The organism is Desertivirga arenae (assembly GCF_017355785.1).
In the GTDB taxonomy this organism is placed as follows: Bacteria; Bacteroidota; Bacteroidia; order Sphingobacteriales; family Sphingobacteriaceae; genus Desertivirga; species Desertivirga arenae.
Genome location: NZ_JAFEWE010000005.1, coordinates 304263 through 324231 on the forward strand (window position 1 = coordinate 304263; position 19969 = coordinate 324231).

Annotated in this window: 13 protein-coding genes and 2 tRNA genes; 7 read left to right on the top strand and 8 right to left on the bottom strand. The window is 40.7% G+C overall.

What is annotated here, in order from left to right:
- Positions 1–339 precede the first annotated feature (339 nt).
- Together J4N24_RS13085 and J4N24_RS13090 are read left to right on the top strand one after the other, a co-directional pair.
- Positions 340–3498, top strand: coding sequence for a SusC/RagA family TonB-linked outer membrane protein (locus J4N24_RS13085; protein WP_242691614.1), 3159 nt, complete (start codon positions 340–342; stop codon positions 3496–3498).
- A 10-nt stretch (positions 3499–3508) separates the two neighbouring features.
- Positions 3509–5002: a RagB/SusD family nutrient uptake outer membrane protein gene (locus J4N24_RS13090; RefSeq protein ID WP_207534142.1), complete on the top strand. Its 1494-nt coding sequence runs from the start codon at positions 3509–3511 to the stop codon at positions 5000–5002.
- Between the two features lie 68 nt (positions 5003–5070).
- Here the strand turns inward: J4N24_RS13090 and J4N24_RS13095 are convergent, their stop codons facing one another.
- Positions 5071–5364 (bottom strand): DUF6122 family protein, encoded by a 294-nt coding sequence (locus tag J4N24_RS13095; RefSeq protein ID WP_207534143.1) that lies wholly within the window; start codon positions 5362–5364, stop codon positions 5071–5073.
- A gap of 119 nt (positions 5365–5483) precedes the next feature.
- On the bottom strand, positions 5484–6503 hold the full coding sequence (locus tag J4N24_RS13100; RefSeq protein WP_207534144.1) for a PorP/SprF family type IX secretion system membrane protein: 1020 nt from the start codon (positions 6501–6503) through the stop codon (positions 5484–5486).
- Positions 6504–6815: 312 nt separating this feature from the next.
- Here J4N24_RS13100 and J4N24_RS13105 point away from each other — a divergent pair, with 312 nt between their 5' ends.
- The 3 genes from J4N24_RS13105 to J4N24_RS13115 all read left to right on the top strand — a co-directional run bounded on the left by J4N24_RS13105 (position 6816) and on the right by J4N24_RS13115 (position 7674).
- On the top strand, positions 6816–7298 hold the full coding sequence (locus J4N24_RS13105) for a hypothetical protein (RefSeq protein ID WP_207534145.1): 483 nt from the start codon (positions 6816–6818) through the stop codon (positions 7296–7298).
- A gap of 178 nt (positions 7299–7476) precedes the next feature.
- Positions 7477–7552 (top strand) — tRNA-Gly (locus J4N24_RS13110).
- A 33-nt stretch (positions 7553–7585) separates the two neighbouring features.
- Positions 7586–7674 (top strand) — tRNA-Leu (locus J4N24_RS13115).
- 204 nt (positions 7675–7878) lie between these two features.
- Here the strand turns inward: J4N24_RS13115 and galK are convergent.
- Positions 7879–9048, bottom strand: coding sequence for a galactokinase (gene galK, locus J4N24_RS13120; protein WP_207534146.1), 1170 nt, complete (start codon positions 9046–9048; stop codon positions 7879–7881).
- Positions 9049–9331: 283 nt separating this feature from the next.
- On the opposite strand from galK, the gene J4N24_RS13125 reads away from it, so the two are divergent.
- The gene (locus tag J4N24_RS13125; protein ID WP_207534147.1) at positions 9332–9724 is read left to right on the top strand and encodes a hypothetical protein; all 393 of its coding nucleotides are present in this window, start codon (positions 9332–9334) and stop codon (positions 9722–9724) included.
- A gap of 56 nt (positions 9725–9780) precedes the next feature.
- The gene (locus J4N24_RS13130) at positions 9781–10161 is read left to right on the top strand and encodes a response regulator (protein WP_207534148.1); all 381 of its coding nucleotides are present in this window, start codon (positions 9781–9783) and stop codon (positions 10159–10161) included.
- 89 nt (positions 10162–10250) lie between these two features.
- On the opposite strand, the gene J4N24_RS13135 is transcribed toward J4N24_RS13130, so the two are convergent.
- The 5 genes from J4N24_RS13135 to J4N24_RS13155 form a co-directional block, all read right to left on the bottom strand.
- Positions 10251–11408, bottom strand: coding sequence for a glycoside hydrolase family 76 protein (locus J4N24_RS13135; protein WP_207534149.1), 1158 nt, complete (start codon positions 11406–11408; stop codon positions 10251–10253).
- A 1-nt stretch (position 11409) separates the two neighbouring features.
- Complete coding sequence (locus tag J4N24_RS13140; protein WP_207534150.1) at positions 11410–12543, bottom strand: SusE domain-containing protein; 1134 nt, start codon at positions 12541–12543, stop codon at positions 11410–11412.
- 17 nt (positions 12544–12560) lie between these two features.
- The gene (locus J4N24_RS13145) at positions 12561–14192 is read right to left on the bottom strand and encodes a RagB/SusD family nutrient uptake outer membrane protein (protein WP_207534151.1); all 1632 of its coding nucleotides are present in this window, start codon (positions 14190–14192) and stop codon (positions 12561–12563) included.
- Positions 14193–14212: 20 nt separating this feature from the next.
- Positions 14213–17254 carry a SusC/RagA family TonB-linked outer membrane protein gene (locus J4N24_RS13150; RefSeq protein ID WP_242691615.1) on the bottom strand — a complete coding sequence of 1014 codons (3042 nt, stop codon included), beginning with the start codon at positions 17252–17254 and terminating at the stop codon, positions 14213–14215.
- Positions 17255–18141: 887 nt separating this feature from the next.
- Positions 18142–19965 carry a glycoside hydrolase family 2 protein gene (locus J4N24_RS13155; RefSeq protein WP_207534153.1) on the bottom strand — a complete coding sequence of 608 codons (1824 nt, stop codon included), beginning with the start codon at positions 19963–19965 and terminating at the stop codon, positions 18142–18144.
- Between the last annotated feature and the right edge of the window lie 4 nt (positions 19966–19969).

Here is a 19969-nt window from a genome sequence, read left to right on the forward strand (position 1 = left end):
ATAGAAGTAATAGGATATTTTTATAGGTTTGCGTCATAATTTTTCATTATGGAAAATCAATCAATAAAAATGCAGGTTCAGATTTTATTTAAATCCAAGATCTACTTTCAGCGATGTTGTCGTAAAAGGTAGATAGCTCTCTCATCCTCCAATTGTTAGCTTCTGCTTCTGGAGCCTCTTCTTAATCAACCCTTCCAACAGGAAGTTTTATTACCAATCTATTTAAAAATGGTTTTCGCACACTCAAAAAACAGTGTTAGGCTGTTTAGTGGCTTTTTTTTGCCCAAATTTTTAATTGTACTATTAACAATTATAGCTACTGAAGCTATCGCTACGTCCATGAAACAGGTTATTACAGTAAATGGAACTGTTAAAGATGAAAAAGGCGAGCCTCTGCCAGGGGTAAGCGTGCATTTAGGCGGCTCTAAAGCAGGTACTACCACTGATTTAAACGGAAATTTCAAAATCAATGTACCTGATAACTCTGCCGTACTTGAATTCAGTTTTCTCGGGTTTCAAACAGAAACAATCAAAATCGGCAGTCAAACAACGCTGAATATTATCCTTAAAGGAAATGCAACATCTCTAAATGAAGTAGTTGTGGTTGGATACGGAACTCAGCGTCGCTCTGATATACTTGGAGCGGTATCCTCCTTTGATGTAAAACGAATTGAGGAAAAACCTATAACCCGCATCGAGCAGGCTTTGATCGGACAGATGCCCGGAGTACAAGTACGCCAGCAATCTGGTACTGCGGGGGCAGGTTTAAGTATTCTTGTCAGGGGTAGTGGTTCTATAACTGCAGGAAATGAACCACTTTATGTGATCGACGGCTTTCCTTTGGATGTTGCAAGTCAGAATTCAAACGGAACCTTTACTGAAAACCCCTTGAATAATATCAGCCCAAATGATATCGAAAGTATTCAGGTTCTTAAGGATGCAGCAGCCGGTGCAATTTATGGCTCGCGAGCGGCGAATGGGGTAGTGATCATAACTACAAAAAGAGGAAAAGCCGGAAAGGTTAACATTTCCTTTAACGCCAATACTGGTCAAAGCCAAGTAGCAAAAAAGCTCGATATATTAAGTCCCGAAGAATGGGTTGCAATGGCTACAGACGTTGCCAACTCCAACTGGGTCCGTTCAGGGACAGGCAGAACTGCTAGTCAGACAAATGCGGAAAGGAGAGCTATATTAGGTCTTGCTGCCACAGATTATAACATCACATATATGCCAGACGAGAGGTGGGCAATAGCTGGTCACCCAGGTTTAACTTACGTAGACTGGCAGGATGAAGTTTACCGGAAAGCACTCTTTCAAAACTATCAGTTATCTGCTTCAGGAGGTGCCGAAAATGTAAACTACTTTATCTCCGGTAACTATTTAAATAATCAGGGAACCCTTATCCAAACAGATATCAAGACATATGGACTTAGAGCTAATGTAGAAGCCAGAGCATCTAAAAAACTGAAATTTGGAATTAACCTGTCACCAAGTTATTCTGAAAACAACGCTGCTGATGCAGAAGGCAAAGACAATATTCTAATGAATATGGCAACCCTAACGCCGGTTGTAGAAGAGGCGGCAGGGTTAAACACCAATGCAGGAGAGTACAGCAACTACAATTGGGCGACAGCCCGCTTATCCAGTCCTGTTGCCTACCTGAATAATACCACCAACTTTATAAAAACAACCAGGATTCTATCCTCCATCTATGGCGAGCTTGAAGTAATACCAGGTTTAAGATTAAAATCTACTGTTAATTATGACGACTATGGTGTAAACACAAAGAGATACATCTCTGACTATGTAGCAGCGGGCGGTGCAACTGAAAGGATCACTAATCCTGGTAAGAATGCAAGCGGCGCATATAACGTAAGTAAGAAGCAGAACTTCCTTAACGAAAATACGCTTAGCTTCGATCGGACTTTTGCAAAAGATCATCACCTTACCTTATTGGGAGGGATATCTTACAACTATATACACCGTGAGGTTTCGAACCTGAGCACCGCTGGTGGATTTGCTAACAATATCGTTACCACCATCAATAACGCTATTCCAAATACCGCTGGTGTAACGGTTAATGGAAATACTACAGAAAGTAACAATACTCTTTTCTCGGTATATGGTCGTGTGCAATATGGATTTAAAGACAGGTACCTCATTTCCGGAACTATAAGGAGAGATGCTTCATCCAAGTTCGGTCTGGAGAATCAATGGGGCACCTTTCCTTCAGCCTCAATAGGTTGGAGAGTTTCGCAAGAGCCCTTCTTTGAAGATGTGAAAGTGATCAGTGATTTGAAATTCCGTTTAAGCTGGGGTAAATCTGGGAATAATAACATTGGTGATTATAACTCTATGCCTTACTTCAGAAGTAACAATTACAACTTTGGGGGCAATACACCAGTGGTTGCTAACGGCCAGGTTTTGTCAGGGCCTGCTAATCCCGCCCTTAGATGGGAGACTTCAAACACCTACAATGTGGGTATTGACCTTTCTGTTCTTAAGAACCGGATAACATTTATTGCTGATGCGTATACAAGGAAAAGCACCGATCTTTTATTAAATCTGCCGATCTATGCTACGAGCGGATTCAACACCAGCCTAAGTAATATTGGAAAAGTAAGTAACAAAGGACTAGAGCTAGGCTTAAATAGTAATAATATTGCTAAACGGAAATTCAGCTGGTCCACCAGTGCCAATATAGCCTTTAACAAAAACGAGGTGTTATCGCTTCGTGGAGATAATGCACCTATCTATATTCCATCAGCATATAGTTCCAGTGTTACTCCCTACATCCTTCAGCCCGGTTTACCTATGTATAGTTTCTATGTAACAAAGGTTATCGGTATTTTATCGGCAGAAGACATCGCCGATCCTAAAGTGGCTAAGCTGGCAAATCAAACTATCGGAGACGCTAAGTTTTTTGACGCTGATAACAATGGAGTGATTAATGCTAACGATCGTGTGATTGGGGGCAGACCAACGCCTAAATACACCTGGGGAATCACTAATACATTGAAATACGGCAACTTTGACCTTTCTGCTCATATCTACGGTCAGCAGGGAGGCCAGCTTCTATCCTATTTTGGGCGAGCAATTGACTTCTCCGGATCTACATCTGCAAATATACTTGGGCTATGGAGAGAGCGTTGGACTGCTGAAAACCAAAACTATGGTGCCGTTCGTGGAAAGTATGGAAGCAACTATGATTCCCCACAGGTAACGTCTGACTGGATTTACTCCAGTGATTTTTGGAGGGTTCAGAATATTACACTTGGGTACAATTTGAAAAATGCTTTAAAAACTAAAGCGTTTAATGCTGCCCGGGTATATGTTTCTCTGCAGAACTGGTTTGGTAAGGACAAATATTACGGAGGTGCGAACCCAGAAGCTCAGAATACAAACACAAGTGGAGATGCCAGTTTCCCTGTTCCAGGTGATTACGGATCTATGCCATTAAGTAAGACAGCAACCTTTGGTGTAAACTTCTCATTCTAAAATTTTAATTATGCGATCTATTATTTCTATTCTATCCATATTTACTCTTATCGCTTTCAGCGCATGCGATAAGGAACTTGATCAGCAGCCTGTATCGAATGTTACAGAAGGTAACTTTTATAAAAATAGCAATGACTTTGTTCAGGCAGTAAACGGCTCCTACGCACAGCTTAAAAATTATCCACTCCAGGCATTGTGGCTTGGGGAATTAAGAAGTGACAACTTAAATGTGTTAAATGCAGGGAATCGAGACTGGCAAGGTATCCGTGATTTTCTACCTACGATCTCGACAGTTGGTTTTGTGGTTAATAGCTGGAATAATAACTTTAACGGGATCTTCAACGCAAATTCGGCGATCAGTGCAATTGATGAGAAAGGTTCAGTAATAACAGACGCAGCGCTTCGTAGCCGTCTGACCGGAGAAGCTCACTTTCTTCGGGCTTTTTATTATTTCCAACTCGTTCGTCTATACGGAAAAGTTCCTTTAATCGAGAAACCAATGACAGCTTCAGAAGCTGCTTCTGTCCCACGCAGTCCGGTTGCCGATGTGTATGATCTTATTATCAAAGACCTGCAATTTGCTGCTCTTAACCTCCCTCCTTCTTATACCGGGGCAAATGTGGGAAGAGCAACATCATGGGCAGCAAAAGGTTTGTTAGGGTTAGTATACCTTACCAAATCAGGCCCTACTTATGGAGTCGACGGCCCAGGATTGAATTCTAACGAATATGACAAAGCTTTAAAACTATTTAATGAAGTTATAGATAGTAAACAATTCGAATTCCTTTCAGACTACGCTTCGATCTTCTCCTATACGAACGAGAATAACAAGGAAGTAATTTTCGATGTGCAATTCATGAGTAGCGGCAATGGAACAAACTTTCCGAACCAGTTGGTACCGGTGCCTTACTTTACCAGTATTGGCCTTTCCAATGCTTATGGTAATGGCTTCGGAGCAAGCAACTTCAGTATATCGAGAGACTTGATATCAAGCTATGCGGCCGGAGGAAATGATATCAGAAGGACTTTTAACATCAACTCTACGTATAATGCTAACAGCACATTTATAAAAAAATACCTGGATGTGAGCAAGCGGGGTGTAAATGGAACAGACTGGCCTATTAATTTTATTGTTTTAAGATATACTGATATCCTTTTAATGAAAGCCGAAGCTATTTTACATGGTGGCGGCGGAACTCAAGCTGAGGTTGACGAAATAGTTAACAGAGTAAGGACGAGAGCAGGTATCGGGTCTATTCCTCTTACAAATGTTAACTTAAATACCTTGATGGAAGAGCGCAGGAAAGAATTTTTGGGTGAAGGTTTACGCTGGAACGACTTGATCAGAGAAGGTCTTGCAGTTACAACTTTAAACAGCTGGATCGCAAAGGAGCAGATCACTACCATTAAAACGGTTGTTCCTGACTACATTATTTACCCAATTCCTTCAGGGGAGTTGTTTATTAAGCCAGGCTTATATGAACAAAACAAGGGATACAATTAGTTGAGCACTTATATAAATGGTAAAAAGCAGGAGTAAAACTTCTGCTTTTGCTGTTTTTAGGGTAAATATTAAACAAAACAGTCTATGTAGTCGAGCGCCATGTGGATAAGTAGCCCTAAAGCCACCAACCTAAATCTGGGTACAAAAAACATTACAGCATAGATGATGATGGCGATATAAGAATGAAGTGGATGAAAGCCAACGCTGCAACGGTTAGGGTCATAGATCGGATTTGCAAGCAAATGATCCAGGTCTACTGCCATGGTAGCTATCATTATCAGCCAGGTCTTCAGAAGTGATCTTCTAAAAAACAGAAAGGCAACAATGGCCGGGATTATAAAATGAAGAAGTATATGAAACATGTGCTGCTTACAAATCGCAAAAGTAAGGATTGTTGTTTATTTAGGAGACTTTGCTATAAATATTGAATAAGATCCATTGAGCAGACGGCTTAAATGGGTATACTGAATTGAGAAAATGATCAGAAGGTCCGCATCGGACAGGTCACTTTGTACTTATTGTTCAAAAATAGTCCCAGCACAACCTCGTGTGTTCCGTTAGTTACAGAATTTAGTTCAGAAACAGTCCGGTCATAAGCGTAACCTACGGAAAGAAGCGAGCTGATATTGAAGCCAGCCAGTGCAGAATAAGAGTCCTTATGACGGTAGCCCGCACCCAACCAAAAACGGTCTTTGAAAGCAAACTTAGCGTTAGCATCGAAATTTAAGGGCGCAGCAGCTACCTTTTTCAATAAAGCAGAGGGAATCATGGTTATACTTTCAGAAAGAAAAAGCTTTACGCCTCCCGTAAGATAATAGTGAGGCACACTTTCACTCTGATAATTTACAGAAGTAGAATTATTGTTATAATCCTGTTTCAGCAATTGCTTGACTGATAGACCCAAGTAATAGCCTGAAGTATACGCCCATAACCCTAAAGAAAGATCGGGCTTAATCTGCCGTACATTGTTACTGGCAATTGCTGGATCAATGGCACTAGAGCCAAGGGTTATATCCTGAACATTTAAACTATTTGCATTTATACCAGCAGCTACACCTACAGCAAGATTTAATTTATAGCTGATGCCCAAATGGTAAGCGTAACTTAGGTTGATATTAGTTTGAGATATTTGTGCGGCTTTATCCTTCATAATAGATATTCCCACTCCATGATGAGGCTCTGCGGCCCTGTAATTTAGAGTAAAAGATCTGCTCATTGGATTGGAATAACTCCCTGCAGACATAGACGCAGCGTCGCCTTGCAAAAATCGGCGACCTATAGGTAAATTAGCAGTAAAAAAGGAAGTTACAGGAGCTCCCTCCAGTCCTGTCCATTGTTGCCTGTGACCAACTTTTACGTCTGCATAATTCTCAATTCCACTCACTGCAGGGTTGAGCAGATAATTATTCAGTACATATTGGGTGTATTGAGGCAGCTGCTGAGCTTTAGCAGAAAGCTCAAGAACCAGAGTAAATACGAATAGAATTAATAGCTTTCTCATTTACATCAAATATTCGAAACGGCTCCTGCTATAATTATTCGGGAGCTGTACATAAGGAATCCAATATTTTCCTCAATCACCTTGGTTAGTTACAATGTTTCTACCCTCCTAATGTAATGAATATCAATAGAAAAACAGCCATTAAAACCTGATTTCAGGTATTTTATTCAAGCCCACGAATTAGAATAATTTCGGTTTAAGAACATCAACGGTACTGTTAAGTTTTCTGGTGCTATAATTGTATTAAAAATTTGAACTGATATTTCGTTTTCATCATTTTTTCATCTTTACACTCTACCTTGGCACCCTCATATGGCTAATACTTCTCAAATACTGCAGTTAAACCGGTTTCGATTTCGGGAAAAATTCTCGGTAGAGGACTGGATAAGAATAGGTTTTATTCCCTCCAGGTTCAGTAAATTGAAACAGCTTGAGGACTATATCAACAACTGCATTGGAGACATTATGATCCTTCCTGAAATTCCGGCAGTCAGAAGAAAAATAATTTCCCATTATATTGTAGAGTTGGAAAAAGTAGGAATTAATAATCAAGAGCGTTTACTAGCCTATATTTACATGAATGAGGTGGGCAGGATTTGCGGATTGAATCTGGAAAAGAAATTAGATTACTGGATTTTTGGATTGCGAGGCCTCGCATTTTATTATTTGAAGCCTCTATTCTATAAACGAAAGAAGAAAATCAGGGATTTGATGAATGCTGCCTCTCCTCAATTCGAAAATTATTTCGAATTGGTGCGAAAAAAAGCGCTTCTACTTGAGGAGATAGGCTTGTAAAAGGCCTTTAAAAACGTAAATTGTTCTTCTATCTCCCATATTTTTTCTTTTAAAAAAATTAAACTTCTCTTTTTCAAGCAATAAGAAATCGACTGGTCCACTTTTTCAAAAAACCCTTGACTAGTGTATTATTATATCTATATTTGCACTCCCAATCGCGTTAAACGGTAGGGAAAATGCGAAAGTAGCTCAGTTGGTAGAGCACAACCTTGCCAAGGTTGGGGTCGCGAGTTCGAATCTCGTCTTTCGCTCCAAAAGGTTCTTCTTCCGATCTTTCGGAAATACCTGCTCGGGTGGTGGAACTGGTAGACACGCAGGACTTAAAATCCTGTGACCCTTAAAGGTCGTGCGGGTTCGATTCCCGCCCCGAGTACCAGTAAAACGGGAAAGTTTGTTAAAGCCGGCTTTCCCGTTTTTTTTATCAATACTCATTAATATTTTTCCCCCTTCAACTGCATCTCTGGATTATCGAAATTTTGGATCAATCAAAAACACAGCGATAATGCAAAAAAATTCTCCTTACGCTTTTACACAGCATAAGGAGAATTACTAATACTATTTTGGATTAAATTCCCTTAAATTAAGCCATTGCCATTTCCGCTACAGCAGAACCTCCACTTATAGCAGTATGATATACCTTGGGCTCCTTGCCAAATTGTTGCTTGTAGGCATGTTTGGTCTGATCGATAACAAATTGAGATGTTGCCTTTTCGACTAATGCAATAATGCAACCTCCAAAGCCTGCTCCCATCATCCTGGCGCCTAAAACTCCTTCATTTTTTCGCACTATGTCTACAAGGTAATCACATTCTTTACAACTTACTTCATACAGATCTCTTAAACCCTCATGGGTTAAAGACATCAGACCTCCAAGTCTTCCAAAGTCGCCAGCTATCAGAGCTGAACAAGCTTGCTCAACTCTTTTCATTTCCTGCACTACATAGAGACACCTGTTATATACCTTCTCTGATAATTGCCCTTTAAATTGAATAAGAGCCTTTTCATCCAGATCAGTAAACCTGACAACATTTGGAAGTGTAGCTTTGATAGCCTGTAAACCCTGCTGGCATTCCTCCCTTCTCGTGTTATACTCCGAGGAAATAAGATGATGTTTAACACCTGAATCAAAAAGTACGAATTCCAGCCTTTCGGATTCGAAAGGTACATATTCATGTTGCAGACTGTCACAATCCAACTTAATAAAATGATTCTCCTTTCCAAATAGACTCGCGTACTGATCCATGATGCCGCACTTTACTCCAACAAAATCATTTTCTGATTTCTGAGCAATTCTCGCAAGCTCAACTTTAGTAAAGCCCGACTGATATAACTCGTTAAGAGCAAAAGCAGCAGCGCACGCCAGCGCAGCTGAAGAAGACATTCCACCCGCCAATGGTATATCGCCGCTAATAACAATGTTCATTCCCGACAATTCCTTGCCCGAGCGTTGAAACTCCTTCACCACGCCCAGGACGTAGTTCGGCCAAAGTTTCCATGCAGGCTTGAGGTCGGATAGTTGAGTTGAAACTTCATCTTGAAAATCGAGGGCACAAACATTGATCATATTGTCCTCCCTTTTTCCTACTGCCAGGTAGATATAGCGGTTAATCGCAGCGGGCAATACAATTCCAGAGTTGTAATCGAGGTGTTCGCCAAGCAAGTTAATTCTTCCCGGTGATGTAACTACCAAAGGTTGGCCTTTAAACTTCTCGGCATAAGCTGCGATAAGCTTTTCTAACTTTCTCATCATAAAATTTAGTGTTTGGGTTTAAATTGATTTCCAAATGGTTAGGATTTGAAAACTTGCAGCAAGTTAACAAAAAACATTTTAAAGAAGCAGATTAGATTTAGTTAAGCTTGCCCTGGGATTCATTTTCTGTTCAGATAGACAATTTTAGAAGTAAAATGGGAAAAAGTATTTATTTGTAAAATCCTTTTTTATCTAAAGCTCAACTCTTTCCCTACCGGAATTAATTATAGTAGGCCAAATGGAATAGTTATTGCACAATTTCCAATACACACACCTTAGATATATGAAAAATTTTAATGTTAAAAATCCATTGGCAAGGCCATGGCTTTTTGCAATTTTATTGACCAGCTTTGCCTTTGGTCAATTGATTTCAACTCTATTGCTAGCTATATTTAACTCTTCCCCTGATCTCGTAATTCTCAATCCTTCTGTTAATTTTTCCATGGTATTATGGGCTGTGGCGATTGCTACCACTACACCTGAATTAAGGGGAATAAGAATTATTCAGATTCCTGTTTATCTTTTTATGGTCCTTCAAATGTTAGTGAGTCTTATACCACATCCACATCTTACAGGGTTAACAGCCCTGCTACAAGTACCTCAACTATTTGGCATGATCTCAGGCTTTACGGCCCTTATTCAAATAACTATTTTAGGTAAAAAGTACTTGTCTTAAGTTTTGGATTACTATTTGCATAAGGTACAGCGTTTGAAAACCTAAAACTTGAGAACATGCAAGGAAGAATAGTAGTGGTAGAAGACGATGAAATGACCCGGGAAACAATCATTTTGCTGCTTGAGCATAGAGGTTATGAAGTCAGCAGCAGTGCAACTGGTAAGGATCTGATCCAACTTGTTACTAGTTTTGAACCCCACTTAGTTTTGCTCGACATTAATCTGGGTGAATTAAATGGCCGGGATATTTGCAGGGATTTTAAGCAAGATCCAATTCTCTGTTCTATCCCAATAATTATAACATCCGGGGAAGATGATTTATACAATAGCATTCCCTTCGAGGGTGCTAATGACGTTCTTTTAAAACCATTTGAAGAAACAGCCTTGATCAGCAGGATAGAAAGGCAATTAGAGAATTGCAAACATTCGCAAGTCTAAGATCTTCACGGTTATATAAAAAGCAAAAGCCCGGCTATGAATAGTCGGGCTTTTGCTTTCTATAAAAGTTCTAATTGAAATGTCTTTGATCAATTCAAGTAGCCTTTCTGATCAAGAAGGGCCATTGCCTCCATTAGCATACTCCCACTAAGCTCAGCTCTCAATCCAGCTTTTGTACCGGGAGCTTCCCACCAGTGGTAGTTGAATAAAATGACCGGATTTTTAGACGTTCCCTTTGTCCAGAGAACTTCAGCATTATGTTTCAGGAAATTAACATACCTTTTTCTTGTCGACTCCGGTAGGTCATCTAAAAGAATCAATTGAGTAAGGTAACGAACAAGAATACCCTTAAAAAGGTTGACGTCGTGGTCGGGTTGCTCCGCCCAGTCGCTCATAACCTTATTAGAGGTATTCACTAAGGTACTTGTAGCCCAATCAGCTGTTTTTATCGCATCGTTAAGATAAACCTTGTTCTTGGTAATCTTATAATACTCCACGGCAGCTCCAATATAGGTCCCTGCATTGTAAGTCCAGTCTCCGTTCTTGTCGTTGAGTTTCTCAAATACCCTACCTGATTGAGGGATTACACGATTTTCCTTTATCCAGCCATATATTTTGGAAAGCCAGTACAAGTTATTGTGGCCATTTATAACTTCACTCTCGCCGTATTTCTGCCAGCGCCGGGCAGCAATAATAGCTGCAGGCCCGTTAGATGGTACACCTTTACCCCGGCCTTCGGGTGTGTTTTCATGGTTCCAGGGGATTCCGCCTCCACCCTGCTCGTCCCATCCATCTATGATAAACTGCCATAATTGTTTAGCTGATTGCTCATAACGAATATCCCCTGTGGCTTCCAAAGCTCTAAGATGAGCCATGCCGTGCCAGCCCATATCATCGTAATAATTATTATAAAACCGCCCGCCATTCTTCGCCTTTACCCCCTCATAAAAATCAGAGATCTTTTGTTTATAAGTTTCACTTTTAGTCCTGTTATAAGCATCTACCATAACATCTAAGCCATGGGCCTCCGGCCAGTAGTCAAACTGTGCTATAGCCCCAAGGTTGTCATTATTAAAGTGATTTCGGGTAGAATTCCAAAACACATTGGTTAAAGCTGAACTGCTGCTATCAGCAGCAGCAGCCCAGTTTATCGGATAGATCGCATTGCTAGCAATGTATTCGTCTTCAATTTTCCCACAGGAGGCCATTATTGTAGCCAAGCCGAGAATTGATAGTATCTTTTTCATCCTAGTTTTGAACGTTATCTATTTTGTGGAAATAATTAGCCTGTATAGTATTAAGGTTTACAGTGATAGTGCAGCTCTTAATAGTTCTGTTCGGAAATTTGAATGAAAAATCCCATCTATTCTTATCCGTCGGATACAGATAAGTATCAAAATATGCGCCTGTAGCCGTTGATGGAGGAGAATTGTCCTTATTTTTACTACCCAGTTTCTGCTCTGCACCTCCCATTGTGATCCAGAAGAAATATCGGTCATCAGAGAATCCTCCATTTGTAAAATCTGGTACAACATTGTCAGCTTTCCAAACGCCTTTACCCTGGTAACTCAACGCAGTACGCTTTTGAGGGGTGCACATAAAGAATTCTAATTTGGTAACCGGTTCAATAGTTATGTTAGAAGTATTAAAATCAAGCTTTATCCTGTAAACCCCATCCGCTGTTACCGTTGCTCCATCCCCATTTTCTTTAAAAGTGGCGCCTGAGGGATCAGTGGAGAATGTTCTGGAGACTTTGGTTTTTGAATCAACAAAAGAATATTTTTTACCTGCAATCAATCTGGTGTATATTTCAAATTCGCTGCCTCCTTCTAAACCCTTAACAGGTAAGGCTTCAGCAAGGGTTGCTCCAGCCTCAGTACCTTCTCCAGTTAAGTACAAGGCTGCCGGAGCCTCTATCCCGCTTAAACGGGTAAGGTTAATTTTTCGGCTTTTTGAAGAAACTACTTTCGTTAATCCTCTTGAAGAAACAATTGTCCATTTTAAAACACCTTCTGCAGCAGCGGGAATTCCTGCAAGCCCGCCTATACGATTCAGAATCTTGTGTGTTATACTAGCTCCATTGCTTAGTCCATTATTATCAGCAGGTACTACGTAAAGGGGATTTGAGAAATCACCATTCTCTTTATCAAAAACTACATCATAGTACACAAGGCCATTATCCTCTGCGGTAGCTCTCTCCCATTCGAAATACAAGCTCGCAGTACTTGACGTTTGTAGAGGCACATTCCTGCCTTCGTCAGGGGAATAAAGGGTATTAACTTCTGTTACTTTTACTTCTTTAAATTCCTCTTCTTTTTCGCAACTTGCAAGGACAAGGAGCATCAAAAAGGAAAAAACGGTGGATATAATATTTCTTTTCATCTTATTTGTTCTAATGGTTAGTATCCTGGATTTTGAGTTAAGTTTGGATTGGCAAGGAGTTCCTTGCGGGGAATAGCCCACAAATAATCACGGTCTTTACTAAAATTACCGCCTGCAAGCTTAATGTACTCATAGGAGCCACTGCTCTTGTCGAACTTTGCACCATGGTGCTCTGCGTTTAGAACGGTTTCGGCAATGCCCCACCTACGAATATCGTAGATCCTAAGACCTTCTAAAGCCAGCTCCACACGTCTCTCATTACGAATAACTTCACGCAGCTGATTTTTATCATTCGAGGGCAGGTCAACTGCAGTTGCCACATTATCAAACCCGGCCCTTTGCCTCAAAAGTTTAATTGTTTGGTTCCATATCGTTGCGTCCATCAACCCAAGCTCATTCTTCGCTTCTGCGTACATCAGTAGAACATCTGCATACCTTATCAATGGAAAGTTTAGATTTGAAGCCCAACCTCCACCTGTATAGGTTGTCGAACTTGGGTCTGCGTACTTGCGGTAATAATAACCAGTAGATGTTTGAGCAGTACCAATACCTGTAAATTTATCTGAAACCTTTCCAGCAGGAACAGTTCCGTCAGGGTGAATAACGATTGTATACTCGGCACCTGTACGATCAATCCATTTAGAGCCGTCATAAGCAATAGTTGCATTCAGGCGAGGATCACGGTTTGCGTAAGCAGGATCGGCAGCAGTCCATTTTTGGCCATTCTTCATCAAATAAGAATCAACCAATTCCTGGGTAGGACCGGCAAGATTCAAACGAGCCCCTGCAGACATCGGAACAAGATCAACAAGTTCTCCCCAGGTTCTTACCTCAGGAACAAACTCCAGACTTAATATAATTTCACTGTTGTATTCGTTCCTTGCCCAGAACAATTGTTCGTAATTATTGAAAAGGCTGTAAGATCCATATTTTGTCGAATTAATGAGCTTTCCTGAATATTCTGCGACTTTATCCCAGTTGTTCTCCCATAGGTATGCACGGGCATTCAGGGCTACTGCTGCACCACTTGTGATACGACCATTATCTGCCGGCGCATATCCTTGTTTCGAAGGTAATATTTCTGCGATTTCATCTAATTCCTGATGGATCCAGGCTAATATTTCTGCTTTTGGCTTACGAACAAGTTCCTTCGACTCAGAGTAGTTGATGTCTTTTACGAAATGAGGAACGTTGCCGAACCAGTTTGTTAAATTAAGATAATGCCATGCCCGGATAAAACGAGCCTCCGCCTTACGTTTGGTACGCAGATCTTCTGGCATTGTTGCTACCCGGTCTACATTCTCAAGAAATAAATGGCAGGTTTTAATCCCTGAATAAGCATCATTCCATTCACTTTGAAATCTTCCGTTTGAAGCATCTGCAAGGCCTGTTGCTATAATTTTTTCATTTGTTGTGCCATATGCATTGTACACGTTATCACTAAGGATTTCGTTAGCGAGTGTACGATTAGTAGTAGCCATCTGACGATAGGCCATATTTAATACAGAGTTCGCTTTATCTTCCGAAGTCCAATAGGTTACGTCTGTAAATTTATCATAAGGTGCAATATCCATTTTTACACATCCTGTGAAGCACAGTGATATTGCCAGATAAAAACCGGTGCTATATTTTAAAAGTATCTTCTTCATCTTCTTATTATCAATTCGATTTAGAATTCTATATCGATGCCTCCACCAATGTATTTCAGTGTCGGATAATTACGCGCGCTGTTAGCGCCCCCAGCAGACATGTTACTGTTAAACTCACTTGATTCAGGATCAATAAATGAGTTTTTAGAAAGTGTGAGAAGGTTCTGACCATTCAAGAAGAAGCGCGCTCTGTTCATCCCAAGCTTTGTAGATACCTTTTTGGGAATGGTATATCCTATCTGAATATTCTTTAATCGCAGATACGCACCATCAAAAATGTTAAAGTTCGATCCTTTACCATAATTGTTGATAGTAGAGGAAGTACCCGGAGCCGTAAGTCGCGCCCATTTTGCATCAGTATTTGCAGGAGTCCAATAATCAAGCTGATGTTCAAACATTACAAAAGAATAGCCACCATGAAAGGGCTCGATTAATTCGCCCCTTAGTGCCATATCCCTTTTACCCACACCTTGCCATAACGTGCCTAAATCAAACCCCTTCCATTCAACATTATAATTAAAACCGAAGTTGAATCTGGGAAATGCATTACCCAGTAGGTATCTGTCATTGTCATCAATAATTCCGTCGCCATTCCTGTCCCTGTATCTCACATCTCCAGGCTGCGGTTGCACACCAATGGGCAAAGCAGAGTTTTTGATCTCTTCCTCGTTCTGGAACAAGCCATCTCTGATATATCCATAGTAACTTGCAAGAGGAAGTCCAACGCGAGTAATGCGTTCTATCTCGTCAGATTTGTTAATTATCTGATTACCTACCAGCTTTGTAACTTTATTCCGTGAATCTCCAACGTTAAATGCAAAGGAATGATTGAATGCGCGATGGCGAAGATTGTAATTCAATGATAGCTCCCAACCTCTATTATTCATAGCACCCGCATTTTGTTCAGGAACAGCACCACCTAAGGCTCCCGGGGGCTCTATAGATAAAAGAAGATCGCTGGTAGTTTTATCAAAGTAGTCTAGCATCAGATTCAATTTGCCTCGGAAAAAGCTCAGATCTGCCCCCAGGTTTAATGTAGTATTTTTCTCCCATTGCAATTCGGGATTTCCAAGCGTAAAACCGGTACCTGCTACCGGGGTATTATTGAAGCCGTATTGATTGGTGTAAATATCATACGTAGTGAAAGTCTGGTAATCTCCTACGTTCTGATTTCCTAGCTGACCAAAAGATGCACGCACTTTTATGTCACCAACTTTCTGTTGATAAGTATCAAGGAAACCCTCTTCAGTTATGCGCCAACCGGCAGATATAGATGGAAAAAATCCCCAGCGATTATCTTCAGTGAAACGTGTTGAACCATCGTAACGGAAGTTCGCTTCAGCATAATAGCGTTGATCATAGGCATAGCCGAATCTGCCAAACCAGGAGCTCAGGCCTCGTTCGGTGGTTCCATTTGCAGAATTGGAGCTACCCGCATCGATTATAGTACCAGTAATTGGCGTACCTAAAACTGGATCAACAAAACGTTTTCTAACTTCATGATTTATCCTTCTGAATGATTCATTAGAATATGCCGCGAGTGCTGTAACGTTATGTTTCCTGGCAAACGTTCGTTTAAAATCGAGAAGAAATTGTGTGTTTAGCTGCGTAGTTTTTCCAGAAAAATCCTCGATGCTGTAATTATTGGAATTCTGCTGATTAACTGGCGTTTCATCACCAGAAAGGTTGTAAAGCGGCCAGTAAAATCGTCTAATCAAACGGTAATCGGGACGAAGGTCAAACCCTACTAATGCCTTTGCAGATAAACCTTTAAGAATCTCAAATTCGCCGTTCAAATTAGCAAGGAAGTGATCATTGGCTGATTTTATGTATCCACCTTGCTCAAGGCTCGCTAACGGATTGCCACTCGTGAGAACATCGTTTGTATAATATCTGCCATTGTCGCCTTTAAGAACATAGTTATTATAAACAGGTAACCGTGAAGCATCTGCAATTATAAAACCATTATCTCCCTGGTAAGATTTTCCATCATTACGATCGTAGGACAGCAGAGAGGATAATTTTAAACGACCAATGTTAGACGTAAGGTTACTGCGGAAGTTATAACGTTTAGCTCCATAATCGGGGCCTCTAAAATTACTCTCCTGATCATAATAACCAAAAGAAACCAAATAGGTTGTATTACTTGAACCTCCCTGCACACTAAGGTTATAATTCTGTTGCAGCCCGTCTTTCATTATCCCCTTTAAAAAATATTCGCTATCACCGCTTGCAAATTGCTGGATCTGCTGCGATGAATAAATAGGGTTCGAACCGGAATTCACATAAGCATCATTGCGCAGCAGGGCATTTTGATATCCTTTTACCGGAGTAACCAGAATAGTAGGTTGTTGTGAACCAACTATACCACTAAACCTGATCGCAGGTTTCATATTAAGCTTACCTTTTTTTGTGGTAATAAGAATAACACCATTTGCAGACCTTGAACCATAGATAGCAGCGCTGCCCGCGTCCTTTAGAATAGAAATATTTTCTATATCATTCGGGTTAAGGTTGTTCATTTCCCCCACACCCTCCATAATCATCCCGTCAATAACCAAAAGTGGCGAATTGTTACGCCAGGTACTTATCCCCCGGATATTCAAATTCAAAGAATTATCGTTGGGATTCATACTGCGTTGCTGGATAACAAGACTTGGAGAAGTTCCCTGAAGGGCTTGTGTAAGGTTGGCAACTGGTCTTTCCTCAATTTGGCTTGCTTTGATCTGGTCAATTGCACCTACTACGTCTCCACGGCGCTGCGTCCCATATCCAACAACTACTACCTCGTTTAATAACTTATCATCCGGCATCAATTTAATTGAAAGTGTTGATTGCCCATTCACAGGAGTTTCCCTTGTGCTATATCCAATAAAGGAAAACACCAGAATACTGTTATCTGTAGGAACAGAGATCCTAAAACTGCCATCAGCTCCGGTAACTACTCCGGCAGTTCCACCTTTAACTTTGACACTAACGCCAGGTAAAGGTTCCCCTTTTTCATCTGTGACTCTTCCTGAAACATCTGCACGATTTACAGCAGCTTTTACTTTAGTTATCATCGAGGCAGAGCGGTTGATAATATTTTCCGAGCCTTTGACCGCACTGGCATGCAGAAATGCGGTAACAGAGAAAACAACGGTAAATTTTATGGTCCGAAGGATTTTTAAAGGTATACAGCTCCTGTCACTGCATGTACATTGAGTATAAAATTTATACATTCGAATAGGTTTAATTTTAAGACGTTATTTATAAAAATAAGATGGTTAGCTTCATTTCCAGGAATTCAACCTATCCTGGCGCTTAACTTTTAATATGATGCAACTCATTTCCTCATAGAGGTTCCTCCTTCCTTGCATTTTTATATAGTATCCGGGGTTAGTTTTATGTTGCGGTCATTTCCGATAAGTGCTATTACTCTTTTACAGGCATTCGAACGATCAAAAGTGATAATAGGTAAAGCCTCCATACATGAAGAATGGAGGCCCCCAACCAATATAACCAATCTTAAAATGTGATGCATTTGTTTCCTTAATAAGGCCAGAGCTGTGTATATATAGAGCTAATGATAAAATCATTTGGTCAGTTAATCCTCCATTAATTGGTTCAATTCTCAAATTTCACTTCATCATATTCATTTTAGAACAATGTTTTTACGTTGAATTTGATAAATCAAAGAAAGGGGATTTTGAGGTTGACAGTTGGTCGATTTGTATCAATATTTGATTAAAAAGTGTCAAATTTGGCTTGCTAAAACGTTAAACTGACAGGTTTGAAAGTTTAGGTTCAAAGGAGGTTTGGTATTAATTTGACTCTTACAGCCTGCCGGATTTGTTAATAAAAACGAAATCCGGCAGGCTAATTTGAAGGTCAGAGGGTTTAGGTAGGACTAATTACTCATCTCTTAATAGGTTCATGACACCCGCTATAAACGCAATCGCCTTTCTATTCACTTGGTGTATAAGCCCTTATGAAGATCCATCATCTTCGAAACCGGAAACTTGATAACCTTACGATCATAGGTCATTAATCCATTAGTTTCCACCTCTACGTCTGTTGTTTGAGTGTAAACTGCAGCAGAAAGCCCTGCTTCGATCAGCTCTTTGAGTCTTGCTATAAACTCGGAATATTTGCCGAACATTTCTTCTTCATTCTTGAAGGTTTGATAACCCCAGTTATCTGCCGGTTTCCATAGATGATTCTTAACTGGAAGCCCCAGCCCGCCAAACTCCCCAAGTACCAATGCTCTCTTATCTCCGTAAAATGCGGGATCCGGCATTGCAGGATGTGGATAATTATGAATATCGATAATATCACCTGCGGGAACAAAGTTTCCTCCACTGGCTGCATTTACTAATCGAGAAGGATCTTTCTTTTTTGTCCAATCAACAATTTCTGCAGTTTTGAATTGTCCCCAGGATTCGTTAAATGGTGTCCATACCACAATGGAGGGGTAATTGTGCAGTGATTCCATGATTGCGTTCCATTCCTTCTTGTAAATAGCCTCAGATTCTGGTGTCCTCTTACGATCAGACTGTTTATCGAGTACTCCGAGACGGTTTTCCCAACCGTTCTCACCATTATCACCACTCGGCATGTCTTGCCAAACTAGCATCCCGGCTTTATCACAGAAGTAATACCAGATTGCCGGCTCAACCTTGATATGTTTGCGGATCATATTGAACCCCATCTCTTTCGTTTTCTCAATATCAAACCTTAGAGCTTCCGTTGTAGGTGCGGTATACAATCCGTCAGGCCACCAACCCTGATCAAGCGGACCATATTGAAATACAAACTTGTTATTCAGAAGTATCCTCTGGATTCCGTTTGCATCTTTGCCCAGAGATACCTTTCTCATCGCAAAATAGCTCTTCACCTGATCTACAACTTTACCTTCCTCAAGTAGTTCCACTTGCAGATCGTAAAGAAATGGGCTCCCCGGCGCCCACAGCTTTGCATTCTTGATTGGAAGTACTGCCTGTCCATTAGCTGCAATTTCCTGTTCAGCTATTTTTGTAGTACCGTCCCAAGCGGATACACGTACGAGGCTACCTTTTTGAGATACTGAAGGTTGGATAGTAACAGAACCAGCATCAATATCTGGAGTTATCCTTATTTTTTCTACATAAGAAGGGTTTACTGCTTCAAGCCACACCGTTTGCCAGATTCCCGTAACTGGCGTATACCATATTGAACCTGGCTTACGAACTTGCTTACCTCTTGGCTGTGGGCCTTCATCGGTCGGATCCCAAACCTTAACCGTCAGAGTCTGACTCCCACTGCCCTTTAAATACTTGCTGATATCAAAACTGAAAGGATCATTGCCTCCCTCGTGCTCTCCGACCATCTTTCCATTGAGTGAAACAGTTGTTCGCCAATCAGATCCTCCAAAATGTAGCAATACTTTTTTCCCCCTCATTCCTGCAGGAAGACTAAAAGAGGTATTATACCATAACACATTATCTTTTCCCACATTTCTTCCTACTCCCGACAGGGCTGATTCAACAGCAAAAGGAACTAATATTTTACCCTCCTTCCTGAAGGAGCCTTGTCTAACAGGTGTAATGCCATAATCCCAGAGACCATTCAAATTTAACCAGTTACCCTGGCGAACAAATTGAGGTCTGGGATACTCGGGAAGAGGCTTCTTTGCGTTAAGGGCCTCTCCCCATTGAGTTTTTATACGCCCATCAATAGCTTTCCAGTTTTGGCCTTGTACCGTTATAGAAAGCACTAATCCCAGAATGCAGCTAAGAGTTAATTCTTTAATCATTTTG

Excerpts from the sequence above, each read along its gene's own strand:
- J4N24_RS13085 (WP_242691614.1), top strand. The coding sequence starts at position 340 with ATGAAACAGGTTATTACAGTAAATGGAACTGTTAAAGATGAAAAAGGC.
- J4N24_RS13090 (WP_207534142.1), top strand. The coding sequence starts at position 3,509 with ATGCGATCTATTATTTCTATTCTATCCATATTTACTCTTATCGCTTTC.
- J4N24_RS13095 (WP_207534143.1), bottom strand. The coding sequence starts at position 5,364 with ATGTTTCATATACTTCTTCATTTTATAATCCCGGCCATTGTTGCCTTT.
- J4N24_RS13100 (WP_207534144.1), bottom strand. The coding sequence starts at position 6,503 with ATGAGAAAGCTATTAATTCTATTCGTATTTACTCTGGTTCTTGAGCTT.
- J4N24_RS13105 (WP_207534145.1), top strand. The coding sequence starts at position 6,816 with ATGGCTAATACTTCTCAAATACTGCAGTTAAACCGGTTTCGATTTCGG.
- galK (WP_207534146.1), bottom strand. The coding sequence starts at position 9,048 with ATGATGAGAAAGTTAGAAAAGCTTATCGCAGCTTATGCCGAGAAGTTT.
- J4N24_RS13125 (WP_207534147.1), top strand. The coding sequence starts at position 9,332 with ATGAAAAATTTTAATGTTAAAAATCCATTGGCAAGGCCATGGCTTTTT.
- J4N24_RS13130 (WP_207534148.1), top strand. The coding sequence starts at position 9,781 with ATGCAAGGAAGAATAGTAGTGGTAGAAGACGATGAAATGACCCGGGAA.
- J4N24_RS13135 (WP_207534149.1), bottom strand. The coding sequence starts at position 11,408 with ATGAAAAAGATACTATCAATTCTCGGCTTGGCTACAATAATGGCCTCC.
- J4N24_RS13140 (WP_207534150.1), bottom strand. The coding sequence starts at position 12,543 with ATGAAAAGAAATATTATATCCACCGTTTTTTCCTTTTTGATGCTCCTT.
- J4N24_RS13145 (WP_207534151.1), bottom strand. The coding sequence starts at position 14,192 with ATGAAGAAGATACTTTTAAAATATAGCACCGGTTTTTATCTGGCAATA.
- J4N24_RS13150 (WP_242691615.1), bottom strand. The coding sequence starts at position 17,254 with ATGATAACTAAAGTAAAAGCTGCTGTAAATCGTGCAGATGTTTCAGGA.
- J4N24_RS13155 (WP_207534153.1), bottom strand. The coding sequence starts at position 19,965 with ATGATTAAAGAATTAACTCTTAGCTGCATTCTGGGATTAGTGCTTTCT.